Origin of the sequence: Enterobacter sp. MGH 33 (genome assembly GCF_000534535.1) — a bacterium.
Taxonomy (GTDB): Bacteria; Pseudomonadota; Gammaproteobacteria; order Enterobacterales; family Enterobacteriaceae; genus Enterobacter; species Enterobacter hormaechei_C.
Genome location: NZ_KI973212.1, coordinates 4,829,073 through 4,855,262 on the forward strand (window position 1 = coordinate 4,829,073; position 26,190 = coordinate 4,855,262).

Sequence of the window (26,190 nt, forward strand, 5' to 3'; positions counted from 1 at the left end):
AACTGACCCTTCACTCAGTGTTATTTCCCGAGCCTGACACTTTTCAGACGCAACGCATTCACAATGACGCTGACGGAGGAAAGAGCCATGGCCGCCGCCGCAATAACTGGCGACAGCAGTATTCCATACACAGGATAAAGCAGACCTGCAGCCACAGGCACGCCAAGTGCGTTGTAGATAAATGCAAAAAACAGATTCTGACGGATATTTTTCATGGTGATCTCTGACAGATGACGGGCCCTGTTCAGTATCATCAAGTCGCCTTTGAGAAGGGTGACTCCGGCACTTTCAATTGCCACATCTGTACCCGTTCCCATGGCTATACCCACGTCAGCCGCTGCCAGCGCCGGGGCATCATTCACACCGTCTCCGGCCATCGCAACCACATGGCCAGACTCTTTCAGTCGGGTTATCACTGCTTTTTTGCCATCCGGCAGAATTCCGGCTTCAACCTCATCTATTCCCAGTTTCCGTGCGACTGCTTCAGCAGTAAGCTGGTTATCCCCGGTGAGCATAACGATGCGGATCCCCGCCTGACGCAAAGCTTTAAGCGCATCCGGCGTGGTTGTTTTCACGGGATCCGAGATAGCTATCAGGCCTGCAAGGTCCCCGTCTGTGGCCACATAGATAACGGTAGCGCCTTCCATCCGCAACGTATCCGCAACGGCCTTTTGATTATCAATAACTATACTGTTTTCCTGCATAGCCAGTTCATTACCAATAACAACCCGTTGACCTTCGACATCGCCTGAGACACCTTTACCCGACGGTGCATCGAAATGAGTGACTGCGGGTATTGCGATCCCCTTTTCCTGTGCTGCTTTAACTACTGCCATACCCAGCGGATGCTGCGAGCCTTTTTCCACTGCGGCTGTTACACGCAAAAGAGATGTTTCCCCACCCGGATTGAGACTGATAATCCCTGTCACCGTAGGCGAACCTTCCGTGAGCGTGCCTGTTTTGTCGACAACCAGCGTGTCCACTTTTTCAAGACGCTCAAGGGCTTCGGCATTCCTGATTAACACCCCGGCCTGGGCTCCTTTGCCCACCCCCACCATTATCGACATCGGCGTGGCCAGCCCCAGCGCGCAGGGACAGGCAATAATCAGGACCGACACAGCCGCAATGAGACCGTGCGCCATCCTGGGCTCGGGCCCCCAGACAGACCAGATCACGAAAGCAACAACCGCGATAAGTATCACCAGAGGAACAAACCAGCCTGAAACGCTGTCAGCCATTCTCTGGATGGGGGCACGCGAACGCTGTGCATCAGCGACCATCTGAACAATTCGTGAGAGCATTGTTTCATCACCGACTTTCTCTGCACGGATGATGAGACTCCCTGTCTGATTAATGGTCCCCCCGATGACAGGGTCACCCTCCGTTTTGGTAACCGGCATAGATTCCCCGGTCACCATCGATTCATCAACGGTTGTTTTGCCTTCGATCACGATACCGTCGACCGGAATACTCTCTCCAGGTCTGATGCGGAGCTTATCGCCAGGCAGGACATCTTCCGCATTAATATCCGTTTCATGACCGTCATGATCCAGCCGTCTGGCGGTTTTGGGGGCAAGGTTCAGAAGCGCAGTAATGGCGCCTGAGGTTTGTTCCCGTGCCCGCAGCTCAAGAACCTGTCCCAGCAGAACAAGCACCGTAATAACTGCTGCGGCTTCAAAATAAACGGCCACCAGGCCATCCATGTTTCTGAACGATGCAGGAAACCAGGAGGGGAAGACGGTTGCAATGACGCTGTAAACCCAGGCTACGCCGGTCCCCATTGCAACAAGGGTAAACATATTCAGGGAGCGGTTACGTAACGACATTCCGGCCCGGGCGAAGAATGGCCAGCCACACCACAACACGACAGGGGAGGCCAGAAGCAGCTGCAGCCATGTGTTGTACTGTGGCGGTACTGTATTCCTCAACTCGGGAAACAGATGAGATCCCATTTCGAGTACCAGAACCGGAAACGCCAGCAACAACCCCAGCCAGAAGCGTCTTGTCATGTCGTGAAGTTCATCACTCGGCCCCGTGGATGCCGTAGCTACGAGCGGCTCCAGTGCCATTCCACAGACAGGACAGCTTCCGGGACCACTGCGGCGTATCTCCGGGTGCATCGGACATGTCCACACACCTTCAGAATTCTCTTTTTCCGCCTGGTGGTGAGGCTGTTTTATCTGATCAGGGCTGACTTCGTGATGATCGTGGTGATGGTGATGGGAATGTTCACTGGCATCTTCGGTAAGATAACGATCGGGATGGGCTTTAAATTTACTCTCACAGCTGGCGGAGCAGAAATAAAGTTGATGGTCCTGGTATCGAATGCTGCTGTGCGCCCTGTCGGGCAGGATGGCCATCCCGCACACGGGATCTCTCACCTTATGCAATACGTGGCCCTCGTCCGGGGATAATGTCTGCTCAGAAGCAGTCTGGTTGTTGTGTTGCACTGCATTGTCATTTTTCACAGTAACTCTCCTTATGCATACCGAAGCATCTTCTGTCTTCAGGGTATGTCATGGATGCGATTACCACGAATATCGCCGGCACAGGAGTGCCTGCTACCGGCGTCCCGTTATCAGCCGTTCCGCTGACTATTCGATTCGCTGGAAGACTTTTTTACTTCCATCCGGTGAGAATGCGATAACATCGTAAGCCTCTTTTCGGGCTCCCATCTCCATTCCAGGACTTCCTGCTGGCATACCGGGGGTGGCGAGACCGTATATACCTGAACCAGACTGCATTGCCTTATGTATCGTTGTCGCAGGCACATGGCCTTCAATGATCAAATTACCGGCAACCGCGGTATGACAACTTCGCAGTCCTGCAGGAATAGCATGCTTTTCTTTCAGGGCTGACAGCGCCTGATCATTCATGACGTGAGTTCGTACTTCAAACCCGTCTTTTTCCATCGCCTTGCCCCACAGGGAACAACAGCCACAGTTTTCAGATTTGTACATATCAATCACTTTTTCACTCGCCATCGCGGGCAGTGAAAGGCCGAGAGCCAGCGCCATCAGAACCACTTTTTTCATACTCACCTCTGTATATTATCGATTTAAACCCTGACGTCAGGGTGAATCAGTAAAGAAGGACACCCACAGGGGGTGCCCTTTCAGGTTCAGGACACGCTTTTTTTATGTCTGCGCAGCCAGATTAATTTGTAGGCGGCAGGAATAATGAACAGGGACAGCAGCGGAGCCGTGATCATCCCACCAATCATGGGTGCCGCGATACGGCTCATGACTTCTGAACCTGCACCGGTTCCCCAGAGTATTGGCAGCAGACCCGCAATGATCACCGCCACGGTCATGGCTTTCGGCCGGACACGCAGTACGGCACCATGATAGAGGGCTTCATCAAGGCCTTCCGGTGTGAACGTCTCTTTACGGGACAATTCCGGGTGCGCTTCAATGGCATGACGCAGATACATCAGCATGACCACGCCAAACTCTGCTGCCACCCCGGCCAGAGCGATAAACCCCGTTCCGGTTGCGACAGACATATGGAAGCCCTGCCAGTACAGGAACCATATCCCGCCAACCAGGGCGAACGGCAGGCTCATCAGGATCAGCAGGGCTTCATCAACCCGGCGGAATGCCAGATACAACAGGATGAAGATGATCATCACCGTCATCGGCACCATCAGCTTCAGTTTCTTGTTGGCATGCTCAAGCAGTTCAAACTGTCCGGAGAATGACACGCTGGTACCCGGTCTCAGTTTCACTTTCTGACTGATCGCCGTTTTAATGTCATTAACCACCGACACCATATCCCTGCCGCGCGCGTCAATGTAAATCCAGCTGGCTGGACGGGCATTTTCCGTTTTCAGCATAGTCGGCCCGGAAACGACCTTAATATCCGCAACATCGCCCAGCGTGATCTGCTGCTTCATCGGGGTCAGGATCGGCATCTGTTTCAGGGCCTGCGGGCTGTTCCGGTAATCCTGCGGATAGCGGATATTAATCGGGTACCGGGCCACGCCTTCAACCGTTTCCCCTACCGTCGCGCCGCCGATGGCTGATGAGATGAACAGCTGCACATCGCCCACCGTCATTCCGTAGCGGGAGGCTTTTTCCCGGTTGATATCCACATCAATGTAGCGCCCGCCTTCCAGTCGCTCTGCGAGAGCAGACACTACGCCGGGTACGGTTTTGGCGACCGCTTCGATACTCTGCGCCGTTGCATCGATATCGGACAGAACCGTTCCGGACACCTTGATACCTATCGGGCTTTTGATCCCGGTTGAGAGCATATCAATACGGTTACGGATTGGCGGCACCCAGAGGTTTGCCAGCCCCGGTAAACGGACGGTCCTGTCGAGTTCTTCAATAATCTTGTCAATCGTCATGCCTGGACGCCACTGATCCTCAGGTTTGAGCTGGATCGTGGTTTCAACCATTTCGAGCGGTGCGGAATCCGTGGCGGTCTCTGCTTTACCGGTCTTGCCAAATACAGAGGCCACTTCAGGAACGCTTTTGATTAACTTGTCCGTCGTCTGCAGGAGCGCTGCAGCTTCAGCCGGAGAGACACCCGGCAGGGTCGACGGCATATACAACAGGTCGCCCTCGTTAATCTTCGGCAGAAACTCACCGCCCACCTGGCTCAGCGGCCAGATAACGGTGAAAATGGACAAGGCCGCAACCAGCAGGGTTGTTTTTGGCCAGTGGAGAACCCGCAACAGCAATGGATGATACGCTTTGATCAGTACCCGGTTCAGGGGGTTACTGGTCTCTGCAGGAATTTTCCCCCGGATCCAGAATCCCATCAGAATCGGAATGACGATGATGGCCAGCGCGGCCGCGCCCGCCATGGAGTACGTTTTCGTGAATGCCAGCGGGCCAAACAGACGTCCTTCCTGACCTTCCAGGGTAAAGATAGGAATAAAGGACAGGGTGATGATCAGCAGGCTGATAAACAGTGCGGGTCCCACTTCAACGGAGGCATCGGTAATCACCTTCCAGCGGGTGGCGTTGTCAATCTGCTCACCCGGATGCTGATGATCCCACTCCTCAAGCCGCTTATGCGCATTCTCAATCATCACAATGGCGGCATCCACCATCGCACCGACGGCAATCGCTATCCCTCCCAGCGACATGATATTGGCGTTCAGTCCCTGGAAGTGCATGACGATAAAGGCGATACACAGACCAAGCGGCAGAGAGATAATCGCCACCAGGGCAGAACGTACGTGCCACAGGAACAGGGCACAGACGATGGCCACCACGATAAACTCTTCCAGAAGTTTGGAACTGAGGTTATCAATCGCCCGGTCGATGAGCTGGCTGCGATCGTAGGTGGTCACGATTTCAACGCCTTCCGGCAGGCTGGCCTTCAGCGTCTCAAGTTTATCCCTCACTGCCGTGATAACGTCGCGTGCATTTTTACCCGACCGCAGGATCACCACGCCGCCAGCGACTTCGCCCTGGCCGTTCAGCTCGGCAATACCACGCCGCATTTCAGGCCCGGTCTGCACGCGGGCAACATCCCGCAGATAAACCGGCACGCCGTTCTCGCCTGTTTTCAGGACGATGTTATTAAAATCATCAATGCTCTGAAGATAACCGCTGGCACGGACCATATACTCAGCTTCGGCCATTTCAACGGATGAGCCACCGGCCTCCTGGTTAGACGATTCAAGGGCCTGTTTCACTTCGGGCAGGCTGATACCATACTGAGACAATTTTACCGGATTGACCTGAATCTGGTACTGTTTCACCACGCCGCCAACCGAAGCGACCTCAGCCACGTTCGGGATGGTTTTCAGCTCAAATTTCAGGAACCAGTCCTGCAGAGAACGCAGTTCTGAAAGGTCGTGTTTTCCGCTGCGATCGACAAGGGCATATTCAAATATCCAGCCCACCCCCGTGGCGTCCGGACCGATTTCAGAACTCACACCGGCGGGCAGTTTTCCCTGTACCTGGTTCAGGTACTCCAGCACGCGGGAACGGGCCCAGTACAGATCGGTGCCGTCTTCAAAAATGACATACACATACGAATCACCGAACTGTGAAAAACCACGCACGGTTTTTGCGCCAGGCACGGACAGCATGGTGGTGGTAAGTGGATAGGTGACCTGGTTTTCTACAATCTGCGGGGCCTGGCCGGGATAGCTGGTTTTGATAATGACCTGCACATCTGACAGGTCAGGCAAGGCATCGACAGGCGTGTTAATAATCGTCCATGTGCCCCAGATGCTGAGAAACAGGGCCCCCATCATGACCAGGAAACGGTTGGCGACAGAGCGCCGGATAATCCATTCAATCATCGTCGTCTCCTCAGTGCCCTGAATGCATATTTACAGGCTGGTCAGACATTGCTGGCATACTGCTTTCTGTTTTTTCAGGGTGGCGCATACGTTCCAGTGCGCCCGTAATATTGGCTTCAGAGTCAATGAGGAACAGGCCACTGACCACCACGGTATCGCCTTCATTCAGGCCGGAGCCGATGCCGGACTGTTGCTGTGACTCATGCAGAACGTGGATCTGTTTCGGCACAAACTTGCCTTCATCATCAACAGTAATCACGCGCTGTTCTTTGCCGGTATCGATAACGGCCTGGCTTGGTATCAGCAGCATCTCCTGGCTTCTGGTATTCAGTTTCAGATAGGCATTCATGCCCGGCTTGAGAAACTCATCCTTATTAGAAACCTGGAGACGGACCTGAAGCGTACGGGTTGTCTGATCCACGCTGGGAAGAATATTCCATTTTTCGACATGGAATGTTTTATCCGGATAAGCCGGTACCGAAATTTCAAACTGCGACGTATCTTTCAGCAGATAGGCGATAGATTCTGGCACTGCAGCGCTGATCCAGACCGGGTCCATTCCCTGAATCTGAGCCACCACCTTATCTTTCGAAATATTCATGCCGGTGCGCAGGTCAAATGCAGTAATGACACCATCAATAGGTGCTTTAATGGTAAAACGGGTCTGAATGCTCCGGGTAGAACGCAGTCTCTGAATATCCTCTTCCGGCATACCTGCCAGGCGAAGCCGTTCCAGAACGCCTTTAATTTGCGTGGAAGTACCACCGGTGCTGGATAACAGAAGGAATTCACTCTGTGCTTCCACCCAGTCCGGAATGGTAATATCGATAAGTGGCGTCCCCTTCTTCACATGATCGCCAATCGTCATGGGGTAGACTTTTTCGACAAACCCGTCAGAACGCGCCTGCACAATAACAAACTGATACTCGTTATAGCTGACATTAGCCGGGATTGTCTGAGAATAATTCAGCATTCCTCGCGTGACTTTTTGCGTTTTTAATCCCAGATTCTGAACCTGGGTTGGGTCGATACGGATCCCGCCACTGCTTTTATCGCCACTGTCATCAGCATATTTTGGCACCAGGTCCATATCCATAAAGGGCGATTTTCCGGGTTTATCAAATTTGGTATCCGGTTTCATTGGGTCATACCAGAAAAGCACCTTTCGTTCCGGTGCCTTTTGTTCTGTTTTTTCTGTCTTTTGTGCTGAGTTTACATACTGCCAGGCAGTAACCGATATCAGCCCCCCTGCTATGAGGCTGCTGATAATTATTGCAGCATATTTTATCTTTAAAGAAGCCATACAATTTTCCGCTAAAAAATCAAAACACCTGGCATATGCGCCTGACGGTTAACTCACACATATACCTATGTGAATGTACAGGCGCACAGGATGTAATCGCTCCGGACAGCCAATCAGGACTGCGTCACGTTAATGCTTTTGAGTAAGGAGATATTGCCCTGCTGAATAAACGAGAAATCGACATGGTTGCCTGTTTTCAGGGCATTAATAGCATCGTCTGCATTAACAAAAGTAAAGCGCATGGTCATTGCAGGCCAGCCCACCGCTGGAATTGCTTCATGCGAAATGGTGATTTTCTTAGTATTCATATCAATGTCTTTAACGACACCGGTGCCCTTGATAACTTGCTGTACCGAAGCATCACTGGCAGTATTCATATCGCCATGCTGATGTGTTTCAGCATGAAGACCGGCAGAAAACATGACAGAGAAGGCACCAAATAAAACGGCTTTAAGTGAATTACGCATTTTAATTTCCTGATTAATTAAATAAATTTACTCTACCCAACCGCCACCCAGCGCGGTAAACAGATTAATTTCGTTAACCTGCCGGGAATAGGTAAGATCGAGAATGGTTTGCTGGGTAGCGAAGAGGGAACGTTCTGCATCCAGCACTTCGATGTAACTGACAGCACCACTTGCATACAATCCTCTGGCACGCTGGAGAGTTATCTGAAGTGAATCAAGATAACGCTGCTGTGACTCAAGTTGCTGGCTAAGGCTGTCGCGCAGCGCAAGCGTGTCGGAAACATCCTTAAAGGCTGACTGAATTTTTTGTTCGTAATTAACCACCGACTGTTGCTGGCGAATTTCAGCCAGCTTCAGATTGGCTTTATTCCTGCCAGCATTAAATATAGGAATTTCAATTTTAGGGATAAAATTCCACATTCCACTTCCTGACGTAAACAGGCTGGACAGCTCCGTACTGCTTGCGGAAAGACCACTGGTCAGGGTAATTGAGGGGAAAAAGGCCGCTCGCGCTGCGCCAATATTGGCATCAGCCGCTTTCAGCTGATATTCCGCTTCCATAATATCCGGTCGCTGCAGCAAAATTTGTGAAGACAGATTTGGTGGCAATTTTACTGGGGCTATCTCCCCGCCTTTCATCCCTTTTTCTGACGGAAGTGCGCGGTACGTTCCCAGCACCAGTTGCAGGGCATTGTTTGCCTGAGCCAGATCGCCTTCTCGTTTGGCTATTTCGGCGCGGGTACTTTCGATTTGTCCTCGCGCCTGTTCAAGTGCCAGAACGTTCGTACTCCCGGTCACGAGCTGCTGCTCAACGAAAGCATAGGACTGTTGATAATTTTTCAGCGTTTCCCGCGCAATACGAAGTTGTTCGTACGCCAGTTGCTGGCTGAAATAGCTTTGTGAAACGTTGGATACCAGCAGGATGTGTACGGCCCGACGGGCTTCTTCGCTGGCAAAGTAGTTCTGGCGATCAGCATCACTCATGTTCTTAAGTTTGCCGAAAAAATCGAGCTCATAGCTGAGCTCCAGTCTCGCGTCGTACTCCTGTGTGGTCGGCTTGTCACCTTTCAGACCACCGCTGTATGTTATCCCGGATGAGGCATTCAGCTGGGGATAACGATCTGCATCCGTGACGTTGAACTGGGCTCGGGCCTCTTCAACCTTCAGGGCAGCCATTCTCAAATCACGGTTATTAGTCAGAGCTTCACCGATCAACCGGGTAACCTGGGGATCGACAAAAAAGTTACGCCAGCCCGTATCCTGATAGCCATTTACCGCTGGCGTCAGGCTGTTATGGGACAGTGAAAACTGCTGGGGTACCGGTGCTGCGGGCCGCTGATATTCAGGCGCAAGCGACACGCAGCCTGCCAGGATGAATATCGTGCTAATGCTGAGTAATTTTAATTTGAACATAACGCTTCTCGTCCAGGCAGACCTGGTAAATGGTTCAAATGAAGTCCAGAGTATTGATAGGGGTACTTTACCTAACGCTCTCTGTTTGCCGGGTGACAGGATAATGACAATGTTGTCATTTTTGCTGTAATCCGTTGATAACGATCGTGGGCGCAATAGAATGACATTAGCAGCCAGCCGGGGAGCAAGATGAAAATATTGATCGTCGAAGACGAAATTAAAACAGGTGAATATCTCAGCAAAGGGCTTACAGAGGCAGGGTTCGTAGTGGATCACGCTGATAATGGTCTTACCGGATATCATCTCGCCATGACAGCCGAGTATGATTTAGTCATTCTGGATATCATGCTACCTGATGTGAACGGCTGGGATATCATCCGCATGCTGCGCACTGCCGGAAAGGGTATGCCGGTCTTACTGCTGACAGCCCTCGGCACGATCGAACATAGGGTCAAAGGACTGGAACTGGGTGCGGACGATTATCTGGTTAAACCCTTTGCGTTTGCCGAACTGCTCGCCCGGGTGAGAACCCTTCTGAGGCGGGGAAACACGATGATCACGGAAAGCCAGTTTAAGGTGGCTGACCTCTCGATTGATCTCGTATCCAGAAAAGTCAGTCGCGCCGGAAACCGCATTGTGCTCACCAGTAAAGAGTTCAGCCTGCTGGAATTCTTCATTCGCCATCAGGGAGAGGTTCTTCCCCGCTCCCTGATTGCCTCTCAGGTCTGGGACATGAATTTTGACAGCGACACTAATGCGATCGATGTCGCAGTAAAGCGACTCCGCGCTAAAATAGACAACGATTACGAGACAAAGCTGATCCAGACAGTCCGGGGCGTGGGCTACATGCTGGAGGTCCCGGATGCATAGCAAACCTTCCAGACGCCCTTTCTCACTCGCTCTGCGGCTGACCTTTTTTATCAGCCTGTCCACGATACTGGCTTTTATCGCATTCACCTGGTTTATGCTGCATTCTGTTGAAAATCATTTTGCCGAGCAGGATGTCAGCGATCTTCAACAAATCAGCACCACACTGAACCGTATACTGCAGTCCCCGGTGGATCCGGATGATAAAAAAATAAGCAAAATAAAGGAATCAATTGCCAGCTACCGCAACGTTGCCCTTTTGCTCCTCAATCCCAGGGGGGAAGTGCTCTTTAGCTCAGCTCAGGGGGCGGCACTACGCCCGGCAGTGAATTCAGCAGATTTTAGCGAGCACAGCCGCGCACGGGATGTCTTTCTCTGGACGGTGGAGGATCCTGCGGGACCGATGGATACCGGGTCCGAAATGAAGATGGAAACATACAGGATTATCGCCTCCTCTGGTCAGGCGATATTTCAGGGCAAACAGCAGAACTATGTCATGCTGACTGGCCTATCCATTAATTTCCATCTCCATTACCTCGATGCGCTGAAAAAGAACCTGATTGCGATTGCCGTCGTGATAAGCCTGTTGATTGTTCTGATCATTCGAATCGCTGTCCGTCAGGGGCACCTGCCCCTTCGTAATGTCAGCAATGCCATTAAAAACATCACCTCCGAGAATCTTGATGCGCGACTGGAACCGACACGCGTTCCCATTGAGCTGGAGCAACTGGTTATCTCGTTCAATCATATGATTGGAAAGATTGAGGATGTCTTTACCCGCCAGGCCAATTTCTCTGCCGATATCGCGCATGAGATCAGAACGCCCATCACCAATCTGGTGACGCAGACTGAAATCGCACTGAGTCAGGATCGAACACAGAGGGAACTTGAGGATGTCCTCTATTCCAGTCTTGAAGAGTATAACCGGATGACCAAAATGGTCAGCGATATGCTGTTCCTGGCACAGGCAGATAATAATCAGCTGATACCTGACAGGGTCATGTTTGACCTCAGAGCGGAAGTCATGAAAGTCTTCGAGTTTTTCGAAGCCTGGGCCGAAGAACGCAATATCACGCTCAAATTTAACGGGATGCCCTGCCTGGTTGAGGGAGATCCACAAATGTTCAGAAGGGCGATCAATAATCTGTTATCCAATGCCCTGCGTTATACCCCGGAGGGACAGGCAATCACCGTCTCAATAAGAGAGCAGGAGAGCTTTTTTGACCTTGTGATTGAAAATCCGGGGAAACCAATCCCTGAAGAGCATTTATCAAGGTTGTTTGACCGTTTTTATCGGGTGGATCCGTCCAGACAACGAAAAGGAGAAGGCAGCGGCATCGGCCTTGCGATTGTGAAGTCAATCGTGGAAGCACATCACGGAAGAGTGCAGGTGGAATCGGACGTACACTCAACGCGTTTTATCTTATCCGTGCCCAGACTGGAGAAAATGATTCCGGACACCCAGTGCTGGGAATAAAGATTTAAATGACAAAGATGTCATTAGCCTGTCATGCAGCAAACAGAAGCCATTCGATATAATTAGTGCAACTTATCAGGAAGGCTGGATTGCTTTATCAATATCCGGCGTCAGTGGACGCCAGGAAATGAATATCCAGTCCCCTCCCGGAGAAATAAACACTTCCGAACCTGTTTCAGTTATGGAACTGAAAACACCGGTTGTACTCCCCCGGACATCACTAATTAAGAAATGGAGAGTTATCATGAAAAATATCGTATTAGCATCCTTGCTGGGCTTTGGCTTAATTTCTTCGGCCTGGGCCACTGAAACCGTGAATATCCATGAGCGGGTCAACAATGCACAGGCACCTGCTCACCAGATGCAGTCTGCTGCGGCTCCTGTCGGGATCCAGGGGACTGCACCTCGTATGGCCGGTATGGACCAGCATGAACAGGCCATTATTGCTCATGAAACCATGACGAACGGGTCGGCGGATGCGCACCAGAAAATGGTGGAAAGTCATCAGAGGATGATGGGAAGTCAGACCGTTTCCCCTACCGGGCCGTCGAAGTCATTAGCGGCAATGAATGAGCATGAAAGAGCTGCAGTTGCCCATGAATTTATGAATAACGGTCAGTCTGGCCCACATCAGGCCATGGCCGAAGCGCATCGTCGCATGCTCAGTGCAGGCTGACGGCGAGGGAAGTATCTGTGCTGTCCTTATTTCCTTGATAGATTTTTCCGTAACCGGATATATGGCAACATCTTTGCCCCCTACAGGGGGCATTTTTATCAGATTCTGCTACAGTTAACGGGCATCAACGCTAAAAGGATATTTTTTATGAAAGCCAGAAACACTTTATTTGCAGTATTAATGTTATCCCTGCCAGCGATTTCAGCAGAACATTCAGAAATGAAAATGACTGATATGTCTACCTCGGCTTCGTCACAGGAATATATGGCTGGCATGAAAGACATGCATGACAAAATGATGGCTGCCGTAAATGAGTCCGATCCCGACAAGGCTTTTGCGAAAGGCATGGTAGCGCACCATGAAGGGGCAATAGCAATGGCTGAGACCGAGCTCAAATACGGAAAAGATCCGAAAATGAGAAAGCTCGCGCAGGACATCATTAAAGCTCAAAAAGGTGAAATTGAGCAGATGAATAAATGGCTTGATAGTCAAAAGTAAACATTGTAGAAATGTCACGACAAGCGTGATTTTACATCGTTCCTGGGCGCGGGAGTCGGTTAATCTTTATATAATTCAAACCCGATTAATTTCGGGTTTTTACTACTCTGTACTCCGGTCCTTTGTTGAGGACCGGAATATATGCACCTGAGATGCTTATTTAATACATTATCTCGTCATGGATACAATGTCGCTCAGGATCTCAACCAGCTCGCTTCTCTCCTGCGTTCCGTCATGATAGGTTGATCTTGAGATGATTCTTTCTGATGTCATCTGAGGCCAGAATTTATCTAGTACATTATCGGGTTTCATTCCCACAGCCCGGCCGATTATTTTTTTAGCGTCACAGGTGTCCGTAAACGTGACGGCTACACCAGTAATTTCCTCGATAAGATCCGGGCACAGATAGTTTTCTATCTCACGTTTGCGCGTAGCGAAAAATACCTTACCGGCCTCCTCTACTTCTTTTTTACGCTTCTGGATGGACAGAACCTGTGCAGGGTCTCCCCCAATATCGGAGTCCAGAAATACGCACCAGGGAAGCCCCAGATCTTTGGCCAGATTCAATGTAACCCAGTGTTTGACGCTACCACACCCTCCTATGAGGACTGGCACTATTTTCACGTCCTCCAGAGAGGCTGGCAGCGCACCTGACTGTTTTAATGAACTGGCCGCATGCCTCAGGAAAGTAACATCCGACTTTCCCTCTACCAGAACAATCCCCTGCGCCCTTTCCATACCGGTCTCTGGCAGCACCCCCAGGCTTTCAGTGGCTTCCTTCAGCACTGCGTCATCCGGCATTTTTACTACGGGTTCACCCGCCTCATTTCGGGTAACATAACGTACGCCTTCGACAGGGATTAATCCGGCCAGCGCCGGGACATGGGTGGTGACGATAATCTGACGGTGCGGCTGGCCTGCCAGTGCCAGTAACGCTTTCATCAGCATCATCTGATAGTTCGGATGCTGTGACGTTTCAGGCTCCTCTATGGCATAAATCACATTTCTGGGCGTCCCCGCGACATTCTTTTCAGCCTCAGCCCGAAAAAAATTCAACAGGATAAGCCTCCTTATCCCGCTGCCGCGCTTATTGATGGGGATGCCATTTTCCCCGTCCAGGGTGAAATTGAAGGTCCACTTGGGTTTCTCCTTAAATCGTGGAGTCAGTTCACTGGCGAGTTCGGGGGCCATTTCACGTAATTTATCCAGCGTTCTCTGTGCGACATCCAGGACGCTGTCCTGAATCTCATTTTCCAGCGCTGTAATTTTGTCCTGCAGCGCAGCCTGAGCGTCTTTTACGGCCTGCTGTAAGGGGTTTTTAGCTTCGGAATCCCCGTCGCTGCTTTCCCTGTCGGCTTTGAAAATCGCATACGTGGGCAGCAAATCGAGGATCTTACCCCATAATGATTTTGTGTCGGTTCCGAACTCTTTATCGACATCCAGCATAATTTCCGAACAGGTATAGGGGGCTGCGGCTTCCCTGATGGCCTGACGCCATAACGATGCAGTGCGTTTATCCGCCACATTTTTTTCAACTTCTTTTCCCACCGCCTTGAGCTCAGAAATTTTCATGCCCAGTAAATTTCTCAGGGGCTCCTCATCCGGGTGGATGCAGCGGATGCAGGTCTGCTCCGGTTTTCCTGAGGTCGTTGCTTTAAACGTTTTGACGATTTCAAAATTGCCGTCCTCATTCAGCAGATGTTCTGAGGCGAGCGTGGTCTGCACCCTGTCGTCGATCATGATAAAATCGGGCAGGTCATCAAATTCACAGGCTATTTCAAAACGGCCGTCCCCTTCTCTTAGGCTGAAACAGTTCATGTCATTCTTGTCAGCCTTCATTCCTTCTGTTTCAAAAAAAATAGCCAGCGCTTCCAGAAGCGTTGATTTCCCAAAGTCATTACGACCGACAATACCCGTCATGCTTTCATCAATAATGATTTCAGTAGAGTTTCTGTAGCCTCTGAAGTTTTTCAGTTTTAATTTTCTGAGCCGCATATGAAGTCCTGTGTGTAAGAAAGCGTTTTGCTGCAACCTGAATACAAAATATATTTTCAAATGCCTGCCAACAAGCAGGGATAACCGTTATTCAGAATATCTTAACGACATTTCGGGATTATGATCTGGTCGCGCTTTCAGAACTTTACTGCCCCTCAAAACACCGGAAACTAACTTGTGGTTGGTTACATGGCAAAGTTAAAACTCCAGAATCACGGGTAATGATTTCAATGCTTATTATATTTTTTGGAATTGACTCATGAGCTTTATAATTTAAATGATAATAATAACCATTCTTTTATGCGTAATATTTGCTACTGACACTGATGAATTTAAAAGAAGATAGATTTTCATTTACGGATTATTTCCTAAATTCATCGATAATGTGATCGACATAAAATTTTCACTGAAGAATGAAGAGATAATTTAAGGCCGAGCGAAATAGCTCAAAATGGTGTATTTAACATAACAGAAGAAATGAAAGGCTCTATCGCAACCTGATACTTCAGGCCGCTAAGGGGTTAATCTTGTTGAAGAAAAATTAGACCGGGAAGCGCCAGGCGTCACCATTTCTCCCGCCTGGCTGGAAGTGAAGAATAATTGTGCATAGCTCCGTATTCGGGCTTTGCATCTGACAATGGTTCCCTGGATGAAAGTACGATCTCCACTCCAAGGACGCTGAACACCCTAAACAAACGCTCAAAACCCGCACTTGCAGGGTTGGCCTCTAGTCGGGCATAAGTTTGCTGTGTTATACCCAAACGTTCAGAAACATCTTTTTGCGTCAGTCCATTGGCTTTGCGAAAGCCGATTAAAACAGGACGTAACTGATTCAAAGTCTTCAAAGCGTATTGAGTGTTCATAAGTGACCTTCCGTATCGACGAGTTAACAAGCATAACGCAGGGATTTACAGCATATAGGCTGTAATGCTCATTAACAGACTATAGGCTGTAATACGAATCCTGCCAAGATGCGGCATCTTTCAAATACAAGGCCGTATTGGGTAAGCAGTACACCGTTATATAGCACCCCTTGCCCCTTTGCTGGAGAGGGACCCACGTGATCGCAGGTCTTTTAGACGTTGTTGCTAACCGGCATCATACACAGGTGGTAACCCCCAGGGAAACTCTATGAGTGATAATTTATTCCTGCCCCAGTCAAAATATAAAACCTTATCTAACTAGCTTTCTTAGTATTTTATAAATGAAGTGAAATTAGCGAAGAAGTTTTACATTGTAAAGTGAGCAAAAATATTTACCATTCAACTGGCAAAATTTACAATCTGCAGCCCTTAGCCTGAGAAAATGCACATTAACAGAATAATCATCAAGTCCGATAGAGGCATAACTTACGTCCTCAAAAATATCAGAAATAAATGAGTTGAAATTACAAAAATTAACTTCACTTAACATCTTGAACACCGCAGAAATATATCTATCATGCATTATCTTGACTTCGATAACCTTAGATAAACTTGAATGCGACTTACATTTGAAGAGATCAAAGAGAAAGTAAATCAGCATATTTTTATTGTCCGAAATCCATTTTAAAATTTTATTACGTGCACATGGTAATATATACACTGGATTTTTGAAAGGGTTTGAAACGTCAACCACAAGGGAACAATAACCATGAGGATTTATTCCACTTATAATTAAGTCACTAAGTCCTTTCACTGCATTCAAATAGTTATCAAAACAAACCTCATATAAACTGGTACTATGAACTGCACATTTAGATTCAAACAACCATCTATGACGCAGATAACCAATGCCTTTAGAGTGTATATCTTCAACAATACATTTGTGACAGTAACGAATGTTTGAGATGTTTACCAATGGATATGAATTAGTTATGTGAAAATTTTTCCGACAGGCATCTTCAACAGCGTTAAAATACCCGTAAACACCAGAAGATAACGACACTATATTGGAAGTTAGTATATAACCATTTCTAGTGGCAAGAATGTCATATATATCCTGCAAGCTATGCAATTTGTACATATCAATCAGTTCGAAACGAGGAAAGGCATCGTACCTTAGTGCGCCATGCTTTGATATTATGTTCCTGCAATTGGATAAGTTATACATTATCTGTGAACGCAGAAGAAAACTGTGCCACAATTCATTTTCGTAAACCATATAACTCCCTCTTATTTAATTAGTTCCATTTTTCTGAGAAGTATCATTGTCATTGGTAGTTTATCTCTGTATTTCAAAAGCCAGCCATGCCCTCCCAGTAAAGCATCTAGACTTGTAAGTGACATCGAGTACTGCCCCTGAGATAAAACATCATTTATTAATGATGATGAGATAATATCTCTCTCGCTCCAGTCTACTCTTTTATTTTTATAGCATCGTATTGTTTTAGGAAGACAGGAATTAAGCCAGTCACATTCATGTTTATTTAGCCAATAGAAACTTGCATAACAACTTTCTTTGACTAACTTTCGTGTTATAGAAACGGATTGATTATGTATAAATCTTAATATTTTCTGCTTATGACGCCGTCTTAAAGAATCTTTTTTACATTTTTTACGCCATGAGCATAAACCGTAACAAGATGAAATTACAGAGGATACAGCTCCTTCCGATAATGAGTTTTTCTCAGCTATGGATGCCAGACTAAACCCCCTTACAGCCATAGACTTGATAAGCAATTCAGTGAATATATTAATTTTTGTGTTTCGCTTAAACGCCCTCAGGTATTTTTTATAAATAAGTGTTTTAATGTAACATCTGCTGCGACTAAATTCCTTCCCAAGGTTGCTAACACTAGTATTATTTTCAACTATATGAAAACTGTATTTCTTATGACTTTTAAAGATTTCTTTCTTTTTATTAGTACGACTTCCTGCATACGTTGGCCAGCAAGTATTTAACAAACAATAACAAAGCAAAAGATGCTTTGTGGGATGCTGACAACATTTGTCTTTGAGTATAGGCTCCCAGTAATGATAATCAGTTAGGGATGTTGGTATAAGTCCCGATGAACCCTCCCCAAATAACTGGCACTTAGCATAAACATGTGCGTAGAATACATTTTTCTTTAAATTTCCATCCAATGATAATAAATTCAACTTTTTAAGTACATCCATGTAATTGGGGTGTGTAATATCTTTTCTTCTGATTATATTTAGGGACTCATAACAAAACTTAGCAAAATCGAAGTCTATCTCATTGCTAAGTTGTTCTGTATACGAAACAGGAGGCATCAGTCCAATACGTATGTGCGGTGAAGAAGGGACATGGATGCTTTCAAGCGCTACCGGATGCCGATGGCAGGTTGTAACCCCATGAAGCTGATGCGCCAGATGCCAATAAGTAACACCATAATGAAAAGTATCTTCACGAGCGCAAACCGGGCAAAACTTCAATAGTGTGCGCTGCCCTAGTGAAAAATTACTAAGGCGGCACAATCGATTAAGCCTGGCAGGGGTCGTGTTGAAATCCATAATTTCATTACGACTGATTGGTAGTGCCCAGGCAAAAAGAGGGAGTAAAGTCTGTTCATGCCAGAGCTGATCTGCACTTTCGGATGTATGAAGAGAAATAGCCTTTAATCCTGAATTGAGAATTGGATGGACGTTCATATCAGGTTTGTTGAAAATGATCGTTAACAGAGAAGATGGGGACATACCGTACACGGTAGTTGTCCGACAAAACCGGCTGAACAAGGATTCATCAGGCAAAACAGGCAACATTCTCATTTCCCACACCTCTCTTTGACCGTTACGAACTGTTACCTCATTACAATTTATTAAGTGGATCTATATTTATAAGCCCGCAACGCTGAAGAGCATCGTAGGTATTTTTCTTTTCAGCTGTTCTGTTGATAACAAGATCGTGGTCAAGAGACAGTATTTTCTCGTCGAAATTGCGCAAAACCTCGTCTATTTTTCCTACGAATTCCTTGTGCTGTGGCCTGTCTATATCCCCAGGGATCAAAGACTTTAGGGACTTCTCTGCCATGATTTTAGCCGAAGCATCACCCTCATTAGATGCAGAGAGCCATTTAGCTTCCTCATCTTCAGTCGCGGCCCCCGGGAGTGGAGTATCCTTATATTCCTCCGTATGACTCACGAGTACCGGTACAGAGGCCGACAAGACTGCGCCAGTGATGATTTCATTGCCGCTACCGATAACCTTTAATTGTGCCCCCCGATAAATCATCTGAGCCAATCCAATATTGCCTTTAGATAAAATGAATAATTTTTCGTTTAACTCATCATTTAATGGAGTTTCAACATTTGTCCATTGTAATGGCCATAAATAATGAATAAACGATTGCCAGTCTTGTGAATCGTATCTAACATTCTTAATTTTCATGTAACCACCAGACTCTGCCCGCCTGGCAATTCTCATTTTCTTTGTCAGCGTCTCGTCAAAAGGATGATTTCCACAAAAAACCATAGATACCCCCATGGAATCTACAATTTCATGTAAAAAATCAATCAACTTACTCTCACCCCCGGTTCTTGAAAATTTAAGCCTCTGCATTTCATCAATAACAAGGATACCCAAAAATGATGATTTAATTCTTTGTGCAATCTGGCGAGCCAGAGCACCATTTCTAATCTCAGGTGTAGTTCGTTCAATACCAATTGCATCATCTAATTTTTGTAAAATCTCTTCACAAAGGTCTCTCACACTTGAATTGTATGGACAATTAATCTTTACCCATACAATTTGCTTACTGAAGCCGGGAAAAACTCCTTTATAGCTGCTGTGTTCTATAATCTGAGGGAAATGATCCATGACTTGCTCAATCATGGTAGTTTTTCCAGAACCACTCATTCCAACTATCGTAATAGTTTCAGCCTGGGATTTAAAATATCCACTTTCTGGCTCAATATCAGGACGCTCATTTCCATAGTAATGAAGATATTGAATTGTTCCGCTTTTTAAAGGATTACGAGCTGCATAGCTTTCCCTAAGTGCCCGTAAGATCATCTTATAAGCCTGGATAAGATTGGTTTGAGGGCAACGGAATTTCTTTATACGTTCGACATACTGCTCTCTAACATTCGCCGGGGCAGTCCAGCGGATTTTTTCGTCAATTTCGGGGAAATAACTCATTTCCAGAAGTACTTCATCTTCCGTAAGCGCTTCAGGAAGTGCTTCAATTAAGGGATTGCCACGATACTCAGGTAACTCCTGTTCTTTATATATCGCTGAAACGCGCCGTATAAGATTCATTATTCTGCGTCCTCAGTCTTCTTCTTACCTTTTAACCATCTTTGTTTCTCCTCCCGGCCAGGCAAAAGCAGAACATTACTGGATGAAGGAAGTAGGGGTTCAGATCTTCCATTAGCAACATGAGTTCGCCCTAATGAATCAAGTTCATTTTTCCTGTTCTTTTTAATATCTTTACCATGTACCCGGCGAGATTCGTATATTTCATTTAATCTTTCGTTACCTTTCCTGTTAAATTCATCTTTATTATTGATATTGCTGAGCGAATCCAGAGTAAATAAATTAATTTCTTTTTGAGTATCTACCCAATCAGCCATTACATCTGTATCAAGATGAGCTTTCCCTTTAAATACATCTCTTTTCTTAAGTAGGTAATGTTTTTTGAAAATGCTATTTTTGTCAAATCTTACATATATATAATCTACGCAATTGTCATCTATTCTTGCTTCACAAGTGGTTCTTCCAAATACTCTGACACCAGATGCAATTTCAGGATCACATTCATAAAAAAGATTATTGTACTGAATCCCACCGGCGGTAATGTTAGCGTTCACAGGGATTAACAATCGTGCGATCACTTCGTCGGCCCCAACGGCTCTTGCGCTGAATCTCCCGTGCTTTAAGCTTATCATCCAACTATTTTTTGGTGATATTACGAGATCATTTTCAATCAGTAAGGGATTGATATAAGCCAGTTCCTCATACGTTCTCTGATTATGTGCAAGTATCTCCCGAATCAGTAAAGACGTGACCTCCTGAATCGTTAAACAAGCCCTGGATTGCGGTGTTGGCTCTCCTTTAACAATCTTTCCCCTTCGTGTTGTTCCAATAAGCCTATGAATAACCTCATCATTCAGAATGCCGAAACAGCGTTCAACAATGCTTTTTCTGTCGCCTCTACCGACTGGCGCAAACTCAAGTTTTGTCAGGGGGGTCATCTCTTCCTGAGGTTTAAGACCAATCATCTCCCCGTTGTCACACATCAATGTTAATGGAATGTGAGAACAAGGCCAATCATCATCAGTAATAGAGATTCCAAATAATCTACAATATTCTTTTTTTGGCATAAAGCAATTTGCTAACGCTTGTCGGGCGGCTCGCCATGAAGCATGGTATAAAGAAACATGAAGGCCAACAATCATTCTTGTTGCACGATCCACCACTGTATAAATAGTAGGACGCCCAATGACTTTTCGTCTGTTTAAACTCGAAATAAGATGTACATCAGCGACAGTTGAGTCTATTTCGAAAACATCACCCGGCAAAACAGTTGTATTAGCCACACTACCTAAAAGCGCCCGCATTTTGAGGTCTATTTCTTTTTTCGTGTTCTTCTTATTTATCGAGAAATCTTTAGTGAAGAGTTTTTTATTCCAGTATGAAAATTGTTTTAAAGAAGGAACATATGGAGCTCTATTTTCTAGGTTTGCTGTTTTAATTTCATCCCTAAAATACAAATCAATATGTCTCTCTAATGTTTTCTTTATCGTATCTCCGTTAACTTTATAATGATACGTAATGAGAGATTTTCTAATATTATTTATATCTCTTTCATTAAGAATGAAAACACGTGATCGTTCATTAGGTAATGCTCTGTTTTTTTTTGGAATTCCCAAGTTTAATTTCATGTTTGATTCTACTTTTCCCAGCGGCGCCACAGTTCGAGAATGCGGGTAGCAATGCATAAATATCCTGCCCATGTCGCCAATACAACGCCAGAAGCGTTCTGATAGTATATTGTGATATTTTTTTATTTCTTGAGTAATCCATTAAAAGGTGCGACTTTTTATGTAATGCATAGTCGAACAGAAACATTCTGTCATCTACAAGATCTTTAATGATATTGTAATTTTCATCTCGCCTTCCTCTGTCTTTATCTGTTAATTCTTTCTCATCTACTAACATATATGAAGGATATATATAATCTTTACAAGTTATGCTATTTGATTCAATATAATATTTAAACATTGAAAATGAGAAAGGGATTGGCTTACCCGTTCTTTCTGATTTTATTTTAAACAAAATTAACAAATCGACCTTTCTGTCAAAATCCAAAACACGGTAAAGTCCCTCTGCAAGCAAATCAGTGCCTTGAGAGAGCCAGACTGAATTCCTAATAATATCCATTTGCGTTCAGTCCTATATAGTGGTCATTGGAAATTATCTTTATCAGACCGGTTTCGAGTATTGGATATGATAAATCAACATTTATCATTTTTAATCCAATCATTGCCTGCAATAACATCATCGCTTCTTGTGCATCTACCCCAAAGATTGATGAAATCATTGCACGTAGTCCTACTATGGGATAAACATCTGGTTTAAGCTTCCATAGGATTTTATCAAGAGGATATTTATCATAAAATTCAGAACCATCTCTTAATACAGAAGTAGCCCAGCAAATGTTTTTACCGACGACGTTATTGAGTTCCGAGCCAACATAAATTTGAAACTCAACATCAATCAACTGCCAAAACATCCTCTCTATTTCAAGTTTTTGGGCTTCGCGTTCAGGTATGCTCTCGTTATGTTTTACTGCTATAGCTTTGTATCGAAGTCCGCCTTCAGGAGTTCTCAAGGTCAGTAAAAAATCGGTTGTCATAACATTCAGAACTTCGACAGGTACTCCTCTTACTCCCCTCACCATAGGATGTTGAAAATGTAGATGATTTGCTATTTGTTGGGTAAGCCGGAGAGGAAAGAGTGGGAATTGTTCCCGGATATCAATCACCGAGTCATTAAACTCAGCCAGATAGAAAAAGTTACTTTCGACAGAAGAAAGGAGATGATGGTTTCGAAACGTCTTAAGGCCAAAGACTATCGAACGGTTTCCACGGGATTTAACGTCCTGAGCTCTAAGCCAGGGCTGATAACTTTGGCCATAGCCCACTCCTATGCCGTCACCTAGCGCATTTTCATAATCCAAATAGGATTTGAGACGCCTACCCCTAGCCATGATCGTACCCTAAAAACGACATTGATACGTACCTATATGTGCATTTTATAGTCTCCAACCCTATAACCACACATTCAGTAAGTATACAACATTAGCGTCGTTTTTTGAGAATGGTTACAACTTTAGTGCTTTGTGTACAACTTTATTGTCCTCGGACATCAGCGAGTGCCTGCGCGCATGCCCAGGCACTGGCCCACGCCCACTGGAAGTTATACCCGCCGAGCCAGCCGGTCACGTCCATCACTTCACCAATGAAATAAAGACCCGGCACGTTGCGGGCTTCCATCGTGCGGGATGAGAGTTCGTTTGTATCCACGCCGCCCAGCGTCACTTCCGCCGTGCGGTAACCTTCGGTGCCGTTTGGCTGTACGCGCCAGTTCGTCAGCGTCTCCACCAGCGTTTCCTGCTCGCGGCTGTTGAGCTGCTTGAGCGCGACATCCGGAATTTGCCCTAACACCTGCAAGCACTCCACGAGACGCTTCGGCAGCTGCATCGCCAGGGTATTTTTCAGGCTTTGATTCGGGTGCGCGGCGCGTTGCTCGTTGAGGAAGGCGTCCAGATCGCAGTCCGGCACCAGGTTTACGGAGACAAACTCCCCCGGCTGCCAGTAGCTGGAGATCTGCAATACCGCCGGGCCCGAGAGTCCGCGATGGGTAAAGAGCAGATTTTCGCGGAACACCGTGCCGTCTTCGGCCGTAATGACCGACGGCACAGACACGCCGGAGAGCGTCTGAAGCTGTTCCAGCAGGGGCTTATGCAGCGTGAACGGTACCAGCCCGGCGCGGGTGGGCAGTACCTTCAGGCCAAACTGCTCGGCGATTTTATAGCCGAACGGTGAGGCGCCCAGACCCGGCATCGAGAGGCCGCCGCTGGCGATCACCAGGTTATCGGCGCTGACGGTTTCACCGTTGAGTTGCAGCGTGTAGCCCTCCTCGTCACGGGCGACGTCCAGCACTTCGGTGCGCAGGCGCATAACTACGCCGCCTTTTTCGCACTCGGCCACCAGCATATCGACAATTTGCTGCGCGGAGTCGTCGCAGAACAGCTGCCCCAGCGTCTTCTCATGCCACGCGATACCGTGTTTACCCACCAGCTCGATAAAATCCCACTGGGTGTAGCGCGCCAGCGCAGATTTGCAAAAATGACGGTTTTGGCTCAAATAGGCCGCAGGCTCGACATAAAGATTAGTAAAGTTGCATCGCCCGCCGCCAGACATCAGGATCTTGCGGCCAGGCTTTTTTCCGTTATCCAGCAGCAGCACGCGACGACCCGCTTGTCCGGCCATCGCCGCACAAAACATACCCGCCGCACCGGCGCCAATTACTACGGCATCAAACCTTTCCACGTCAAAATCCTCTTCGTTAACTGCCGCGGATTGTAAAGTTTCCTCAGTGGTCGCACCAGCGTAAAAAGATATTACAAAGCCATTTCATTGATATTTAAAGATTATCCTTTCAGGCACATTTCTCAAATCAGGTGGTATGTCAAAAAAAGTCTATATTTCACTTTGCCCGTTGCGCATTTGTCCTGGATAATGCGCCGCGTTCATGTCCTCAAAATGGCGTAACGTCCTATGCTACATTTGTTTGCCGGCCTGGATTTACATACCGGGCTTTTATTATTGCTTGCTCTGGTTTTTGTGCTGTTTTACGAAGCGATCAACGGCTTCCACGACACTGCAAACGCAGTAGCAACGGTTATCTACACTCGCGCAATGCGATCGCAGCTTGCGGTCGTGATGGCGGCGGTATTTAACTTTTTTGGTGTCCTCCTGGGCGGACTGAGCGTTGCGTATGCCATTGTGCATATGCTGCCAACGGATCTGCTGCTTAACGTGAGTTCCGGTCATGGCCTGGCCATGGTGTTCTCAATGCTGCTTGCTGCGATTATCTGGAACCTCGGTACCTGGTATTTCGGCCTGCCGGCATCCAGCTCTCACACCCTCATCGGCGCGATTATCGGTATTGGGTTAACCAATGCCCTGATGACCGGGACCTCCGTCGTTGATGCGCTGAATATCCCGAAAGTTCTCGGTATTTTCGGCTCTCTGATCATCTCCCCTATCGTCGGTCTGGTGGTGGCGGGTGGCTTGATTTTCATCCTGCGTCGCTACTGGAGCAACACGAAAAAACGTGCGCGTATCCATCTGACGCCAGCAGAGCGTGAGAAGAAAGACGGCAAGAAAAAGCCGCCGTTCTGGACGCGTATCGCGCTGATCATTTCCGCTATTGGCGTCGCCTTCTCTCATGGCGCGAACGATGGTCAGAAAGGTATCGGCCTGGTGATGCTGGTTCTAATTGGCGTCGCACCGGCGGGCTTCGTGGTTAACATGAACGCCTCCGGTTACGAAATCACCCGTACCCGTGATGCGGTAAACAACGTTGAGACTTACTTCCAGCAGCATCCTGATTTGCTGAAGAAAGCGACCGGCGTGGACCAGCTGATTCCTTCTCCCGAGTCAGGCGCAACGACGGCACCGGGCGAGTTCCATTGCCATCCGGCAAACGCGATTAACGCGCTGGAACGTGCGAAAGGCATGCTGGCCGATATCGAAAGCTATGACAAACTGGCTGTTGAACAGCGTGGTCAACTGCGTCGCATCATGCTCTGTATCTCCGACGTGACCGATAAAGTCGCGAAGCTGCCAGAGGTTAATGCTGACGACCAACGTCTGCTGAAGAAACTGAAAGGCGATATGCTCAACACCATTGAGTACGCGCCAATCTGGATCATCATGGCGGTCGCACTGGCGCTGGGTATCGGTACGATGATTGGCTGGCGTCGTGTGGCGACCACCATCGGTGAGAAGATCGGTAAGAAAGGCATGACCTATGCGCAGGGTATGTCCGCGCAGATGACGGCAGCGGTATCTATCGGTCTGGCGAGCTACACCGGTATGCCAGTCTCCACCACCCACGTACTCTCTTCGTCCGTGGCAGGTACCATGATTGTTGACGGCGGCGGTTTGCAGCGTAAAACCGTGACCAACATTCTGATGGCCTGGGTGTTCACCCTCCCGGCGTCCATCCTGCTGTCTGGCGGTCTGTACTGGATTTCGCTGAAGCTGATTTAAT

At 47.4% G+C, this 26,190-nt stretch carries 18 protein-coding genes and 1 pseudogene; 5 read left to right on the forward strand and 14 right to left on the reverse strand.

Features of this window, described 5'->3' with window-relative positions; all coding sequences use genetic code 11:
- Nucleotides 1-20: 20 nt before the first annotated feature.
- From silP to silC, 6 genes are all read right to left on the reverse strand, one after another.
- Nucleotides 21-2,468 carry an Ag(+)-translocating P-type ATPase SilP gene (gene silP / locus L379_RS01470; protein WP_001353604.1) on the reverse strand — a complete coding sequence of 816 codons (2,448 nt, stop codon included), beginning with the start codon at nt 2,466-2,468 and terminating at the stop codon, nt 21-23.
- Between the two features lie 126 nt (nt 2,469-2,594).
- The gene (locus L379_RS01465) at nt 2,595-3,035 is read right to left on the reverse strand and encodes a DUF411 domain-containing protein (RefSeq protein ID WP_000758228.1); all 441 of its coding nucleotides are present in this window, start codon (nt 3,033-3,035) and stop codon (nt 2,595-2,597) included.
- A gap of 86 nt (nt 3,036-3,121) precedes the next feature.
- Nucleotides 3,122-6,268, reverse strand: coding sequence for a Cu(+)/Ag(+) efflux RND transporter permease subunit SilA (gene silA, locus L379_RS01460; protein WP_000574029.1), 3,147 nt, complete (start codon nt 6,266-6,268; stop codon nt 3,122-3,124).
- 10 nt (nt 6,269-6,278) lie between these two features.
- Complete coding sequence (gene silB, locus L379_RS01455; RefSeq protein WP_000157620.1) at nt 6,279-7,571, reverse strand: Cu(+)/Ag(+) efflux RND transporter periplasmic adaptor subunit SilB; 1,293 nt, start codon at nt 7,569-7,571, stop codon at nt 6,279-6,281.
- A gap of 113 nt (nt 7,572-7,684) precedes the next feature.
- Nucleotides 7,685-8,038 carry a cation efflux system protein CusF gene (cusF, locus tag L379_RS01450; RefSeq protein WP_001246155.1) on the reverse strand — a complete coding sequence of 118 codons (354 nt, stop codon included), beginning with the start codon at nt 8,036-8,038 and terminating at the stop codon, nt 7,685-7,687.
- A gap of 27 nt (nt 8,039-8,065) precedes the next feature.
- Nucleotides 8,066-9,451, reverse strand: coding sequence for a Cu(+)/Ag(+) efflux RND transporter outer membrane channel SilC (silC, locus tag L379_RS01445; protein ID WP_000475506.1), 1,386 nt, complete (start codon nt 9,449-9,451; stop codon nt 8,066-8,068).
- A gap of 189 nt (nt 9,452-9,640) precedes the next feature.
- On the opposite strand from silC, the gene silR reads away from it, so the two are divergent.
- From silR to L379_RS01425, 4 genes are all read left to right on the forward strand, one after another.
- Nucleotides 9,641-10,321: a copper/silver response regulator transcription factor SilR gene (silR, locus tag L379_RS01440; protein ID WP_000697968.1), complete on the forward strand. Its 681-nt coding sequence runs from the start codon at nt 9,641-9,643 to the stop codon at nt 10,319-10,321.
- A complete protein-coding gene (gene silS / locus L379_RS01435) occupies nt 10,314-11,795 on the forward strand; it encodes a copper/silver sensor histidine kinase SilS (protein ID WP_000555736.1) in 1,482 nt (493 codons plus the stop codon). The genes silR and silS overlap by 8 nt, the downstream gene beginning before the upstream one ends.
- A gap of 244 nt (nt 11,796-12,039) precedes the next feature.
- Nucleotides 12,040-12,471 carry a silver-binding protein SilE gene (gene silE, locus L379_RS01430; RefSeq protein WP_000790485.1) on the forward strand — a complete coding sequence of 144 codons (432 nt, stop codon included), beginning with the start codon at nt 12,040-12,042 and terminating at the stop codon, nt 12,469-12,471.
- A 147-nt stretch (nt 12,472-12,618) separates the two neighbouring features.
- The gene (locus tag L379_RS01425; protein ID WP_000647571.1) at nt 12,619-12,969 is read left to right on the forward strand and encodes a CopM family metallochaperone; all 351 of its coding nucleotides are present in this window, start codon (nt 12,619-12,621) and stop codon (nt 12,967-12,969) included.
- Between the two features lie 168 nt (nt 12,970-13,137).
- Here L379_RS01425 and L379_RS01420 read toward each other — a convergent pair whose 3' ends face one another.
- The 8 genes and pseudogenes from L379_RS01420 to L379_RS01395 form a co-directional block, all read right to left on the reverse strand.
- Nucleotides 13,138-14,964 carry an AAA family ATPase gene (locus L379_RS01420; RefSeq protein ID WP_001239419.1) on the reverse strand — a complete coding sequence of 609 codons (1,827 nt, stop codon included), beginning with the start codon at nt 14,962-14,964 and terminating at the stop codon, nt 13,138-13,140.
- 563 nt (nt 14,965-15,527) lie between these two features.
- Nucleotides 15,528-15,827, reverse strand: coding sequence for a helix-turn-helix domain-containing protein (locus tag L379_RS0124405; RefSeq protein ID WP_001097216.1), 300 nt, complete (start codon nt 15,825-15,827; stop codon nt 15,528-15,530).
- Nucleotides 15,828-16,179: 352 nt separating this feature from the next.
- Nucleotides 16,180-17,106, reverse strand: a complete 927-nt coding sequence (locus L379_RS01415) for a hypothetical protein (protein ID WP_000262423.1) — start codon at nt 17,104-17,106, stop codon at nt 16,180-16,182.
- 11 nt (nt 17,107-17,117) lie between these two features.
- Nucleotides 17,118-18,674 carry a TnsD family Tn7-like transposition protein gene (locus L379_RS01410; protein WP_001324699.1) on the reverse strand — a complete coding sequence of 519 codons (1,557 nt, stop codon included), beginning with the start codon at nt 18,672-18,674 and terminating at the stop codon, nt 17,118-17,120.
- 40 nt (nt 18,675-18,714) lie between these two features.
- Entirely contained in the window at nt 18,715-20,163 is a 1,449-nt protein-coding gene (locus L379_RS01405; RefSeq protein ID WP_001049180.1) for an ATP-binding protein, read from the reverse strand.
- Nucleotides 20,163-22,287 (reverse strand): annotated as a pseudogene (locus L379_RS0124410) (transposase). Before L379_RS0124410 ends, L379_RS01405 begins: the two are co-directional and overlap by 1 nt.
- A complete protein-coding gene (locus L379_RS01400; RefSeq protein ID WP_000090707.1) occupies nt 22,274-23,116 on the reverse strand; it encodes a TnsA endonuclease N-terminal domain-containing protein in 843 nt (280 codons plus the stop codon). Before L379_RS01400 ends, L379_RS0124410 begins: the two are co-directional and overlap by 14 nt.
- Before the next feature lie 142 nt (nt 23,117-23,258).
- On the reverse strand, nt 23,259-24,461 hold the full coding sequence (locus L379_RS01395; protein ID WP_017384175.1) for a BaiN/RdsA family NAD(P)/FAD-dependent oxidoreductase: 1,203 nt from the start codon (nt 24,459-24,461) through the stop codon (nt 23,259-23,261).
- A 228-nt stretch (nt 24,462-24,689) separates the two neighbouring features.
- On the opposite strand from L379_RS01395, the gene pitA reads away from it, so the two are divergent.
- Nucleotides 24,690-26,189 (forward strand): inorganic phosphate transporter PitA, encoded by a 1,500-nt coding sequence (pitA, locus tag L379_RS01390; protein ID WP_003861225.1) that lies wholly within the window; start codon nt 24,690-24,692, stop codon nt 26,187-26,189.
- Nucleotide 26,190 lies beyond the last annotated feature (1 nt).